4 protein-coding genes are annotated in these 3262 nt (G+C 69.5%); all 4 read left to right on the top strand.

The features are described 5' to 3' along the window. The first annotated feature begins 239 nt into the window (after positions 1 to 239). Positions 240 to 971 carry a TerC family protein gene (locus L6Q67_RS23145; protein ID WP_296575742.1) on the top strand — a complete coding sequence of 244 codons (732 nt, stop codon included), beginning with the start codon at positions 240 to 242 and terminating at the stop codon, positions 969 to 971. A 142-nt stretch (positions 972 to 1113) separates the two neighbouring features. Continuing rightward, positions 1114 to 2073 (top strand): serine/threonine-protein kinase, encoded by a 960-nt coding sequence (locus tag L6Q67_RS23140; RefSeq protein ID WP_296575737.1) that lies wholly within the window; start codon positions 1114 to 1116, stop codon positions 2071 to 2073. Positions 2074 to 2177: 104 nt separating this feature from the next. Further along, complete coding sequence (locus L6Q67_RS23135; protein ID WP_296575735.1) at positions 2178 to 2963, top strand: Stp1/IreP family PP2C-type Ser/Thr phosphatase; 786 nt, start codon at positions 2178 to 2180, stop codon at positions 2961 to 2963. Between the two features lie 70 nt (positions 2964 to 3033). Next, positions 3034 to 3262, top strand: a 229-nt coding sequence (locus tag L6Q67_RS23130; protein ID WP_296575732.1) for an FHA domain-containing protein, incomplete at its 3' end; no start/stop codon positions are given.

The following is a 3262-nucleotide window of genomic DNA, read 5'->3' as shown; positions in this document are numbered from 1 at the left end:
CGCCATCATGGAGGAGTGCGGCTTCAAGGTCACCCGCAACCCGTCGGAGATGGGGCGCCTGCTGAAGTCGCTGATCTGACGCACCGGAGGCCGGCCGCGCAGCGCAGGCCCCGATGCCATGCGGTGCCGGGCGGTGCATCGCGCCGGCTCACAGGCCACCTGCGGGTGGCCTGTGGCGTTGTGTGCCCGTGATGGGCGCGGCCACCCCCTAAACTGCAACCCCGCGAGGAGCCGCCACGATGGATCAGTTCATGCACGCCGACTTCTGGATCGCCGTCGGCCAGATCATCATGATCGACATCCTGCTGGGCGGCGACAACGCGGTGGTCATCGCGCTGGCCTGCCGCCAGTTGCCGGCCGCACAGCGCACGCAGGGCATCATCTGGGGCACCGTCGGCGCCATCGTCCTGCGTGTGGTGCTGATCTTCTTCGCGCTCACGCTGCTCAAGATCTCGTTTCTCAAGCTGGTGGGCGCAGCCCTGCTGCTGTGGATCGGCGTCAAGCTGCTCGCGCCGGATGATGACGACAACCACGAGGGCATCAAGGCCAGCGACAAGTTGTGGGCGGCGGTGCGCACGGTGATCGTAGCGGACTTCGTGATGAGCCTGGACAACGTGATCGCCATCGCCGGGGCCGCCGAAGGCGCGGGTGGCGACCACAAGATGCCCCTGGTGATCTTCGGCCTGCTGGTGAGCATTCCCATCATCGTCTGGGGCAGCCAGTTCGTGATCAAGCTGATGGACCGCTTCCCGGTCGTGATCACCCTGGGTGGCATGCTGCTGGGCTGGATCGCCGGCACGATGGCAGTGTCCGACCCCGCATTGGGCGGCTTCATCGAGCAGGCCAAGGGCGTGGCCACGCCAGCCGTGCACTACAGCGCCGGGGTGCTGGGGGCACTCGCCGTGCTCGCGGTGGGCAGTTGGCTCAAGCGCCGTCACCTCGCCGCCGCCGGCGGGGCGTCGGCCGCCTGAAGGCCTGCGAACAAGCACGACACACCCGCTCGGGCGCACCGGACTCATTCACAGGCTCTGAGCCCGCGTACACGACATGCGGCCATCCGACCAGACTCCGTGGTGGCGCCGCTGGTGGTCGGCGCGTCCCGGCGCTGCCACCATGGCCGCCCGTCCGATGGTGACGCCCCTGCCCGGCATCGCAGCCCCGGGGACGCCCGCGGCCCGGCCATCGGGCCCGCCGAGCCAGGCCCGGTTCGGCCGCTTCCGGCTCGAGGCGCAGCTCGGCCAGGGCGCCAGCGGCCCCGTCTTCCTGGCTTGGGACGGCACGCAGCGGGTCGCCCTGAAGCTGCTGGCGTTGCCCGGCGGCCTCGACGCGGACGAGCGCCAGGCGCAGCAGGAGCGATTCCTGCGCCAGGCGCAGGCGCTGCGCAGGCTCGCCCACCCGGACATCGTCGCCGTGCTGGACCATGGTGAAGAAGCCGGCCAGGCCTGGATGGCAATGGAGGCGGCGCCAGGGTTCGACCTGACGCGGTACGCCCGCGGCCCGCGGCTGCTGCCCGAGCCCATCGTGCTCGAGTTGGGCGCACGCCTGGCGCTGGCGCTGGCGCACGCGCATGCGCAGGGCATCGTGCACCGCGATCTCAAGCCGGCGAACATCCGCCTGGATCTGCCTGCCGGTACGCTCAAGCTGATGGACTTCGGCGTCGCCCGGCTGGACGACGCGGCCATCACCCGCACCGGTGTCACCCTCGGTACGCCGGCCTACATGGCGCCCGAGCAACTCACCGGTGATGTCGCCGACGCCCGCAGCGACACCTACGCGCTGGGCGTCATCCTCTATGAACTGCTCACCGGGCGACTGCCCTATGCTGCCGCCACGTTGGGCGAGCTGCTGCGCGCCGTGGGCGCCGGCGATCCGCCGCGGCTGCGCTATTGGCGGCCGGCCAGCTCGCCGGCGCTCGAGGGCCTGCTCGCACGGCTGATGGCTCGAGATCCACGCTCGCGCCCGGCCGACTTGGTGGCCCTGGCCGCCGAGTTGCGTACCCTGGGCGCGGGACCGCAAGCCCCGGCCGGCGCTCCCGCCGTGCCCGCGGCGCGCACGCCAGCGCCCGATGCGTGATTTCCCCCCCGTGCCAGCGGCCCGGGCGGCGCGCATCGGCCCCGCGTTACAGGGCACAATGCCCGCGGTAACCCCTTCCCAACGTGACCGCTGAAGCTGAGCGCATGACGTTTGAGTTCTTCCACGCCGTGGACACCGGCCGCGCGCGCTCGAACAACGAGGACTCGGTGGCCGTGGACGACGCCAACCTGCTGGCGGTGCTGGCCGACGGCATGGGCGGCTACAACGCGGGCGAGGTCGCCAGCAACATGGCCACCTCGTTCATCAAGAGCGAACTCGGCCGCTGGCTGCACGAAACCGAAGGCAAGGCCAACGACGCGGAAATCCGCCGCGCGATGGACATCTGCGTCGACAACGCCAACCGGGCGATCTTCAACGCGGCCAATGCCAACCCGCAGTACGCCGGCATGGGCACCACGCTGGTGGTGGCGGTGTTCCGCGAGGGCCAGCTTCGCCTGGGCCATGTGGGCGACTCGCGCGCCTATCGCTGGCGTGCCGGCCAGCTGGTGCAAATCACCCGTGACCACTCGCTGCTGCAGGAACAGATCGACGCGGGCCTCATCACGCCCGAGCAGGCGGCGTTCTCGGCCAACAAGAACCTCGTCACCCGCGCCGTGGGCGTGGAAGACACGGTGCTGCTGGAGTCGCACCAGCATGAGGTGTTGGCAGGCGACCTGTACCTGATGTGCTCCGACGGCCTGTCGGACATGCTGGACGACGCCACGCTGGCCCAGATGTTGCAAGCACACGACGCGTTGGCCGATATGGGCCGGGCGCTCATCGATGCAGCCAATGAGGCAGGCGGAAAGGATAATATCTCGCTGGTCCTCGTGCGGGTGGGGGGCGCGTCGTCCGCTGCCAGCAAGCCCTGGTGGCGATTCGGCCGTTGAGCCGCCGGGGCCCGCGCATCGCCTGGGGCGCCGCCCCGGGATCGGTCGGTCAGTCAAGATGAGGGCAAGCATGAGCAAGCTGGTGGTCTCGCTCGACGGTGTGGTGATCAAGGAAGTCCAGATCACCAAGGACAAGACGACGCTCGGTCGTCGCCCCTACAACGACATCGTGATCGACAACCTGGCCGTCAGCGGCGAGCACGCCGTGCTTCAGATGGTGGGGCAGGACGTCTTCATCGAAGACCTCAACAGCACCAACGGCACCTACATCAACGGCAAGGCGATCAAGAAGCAGCTGC

Source organism: Zoogloea sp., from assembly GCF_023150065.1.
Lineage (GTDB): Bacteria > Pseudomonadota > Gammaproteobacteria > Burkholderiales > Rhodocyclaceae > Zoogloea.
This window is presented reverse-complemented; position numbering and strand designations above follow the sequence as displayed.

What these genes read in the sequence shown, in the direction of transcription:
- L6Q67_RS23145 (WP_296575742.1), top strand. Translation starts at nt 240, where the DNA reads ATGGATCAGTTCATGCACGCCGACTTCTGGATCGCCGTCGGCCAGATC.
- L6Q67_RS23140 (WP_296575737.1), top strand. Translation starts at nt 1,114, where the DNA reads ATGGCCGCCCGTCCGATGGTGACGCCCCTGCCCGGCATCGCAGCCCCG.
- L6Q67_RS23135 (WP_296575735.1), top strand. Translation starts at nt 2,178, where the DNA reads ATGACGTTTGAGTTCTTCCACGCCGTGGACACCGGCCGCGCGCGCTCG.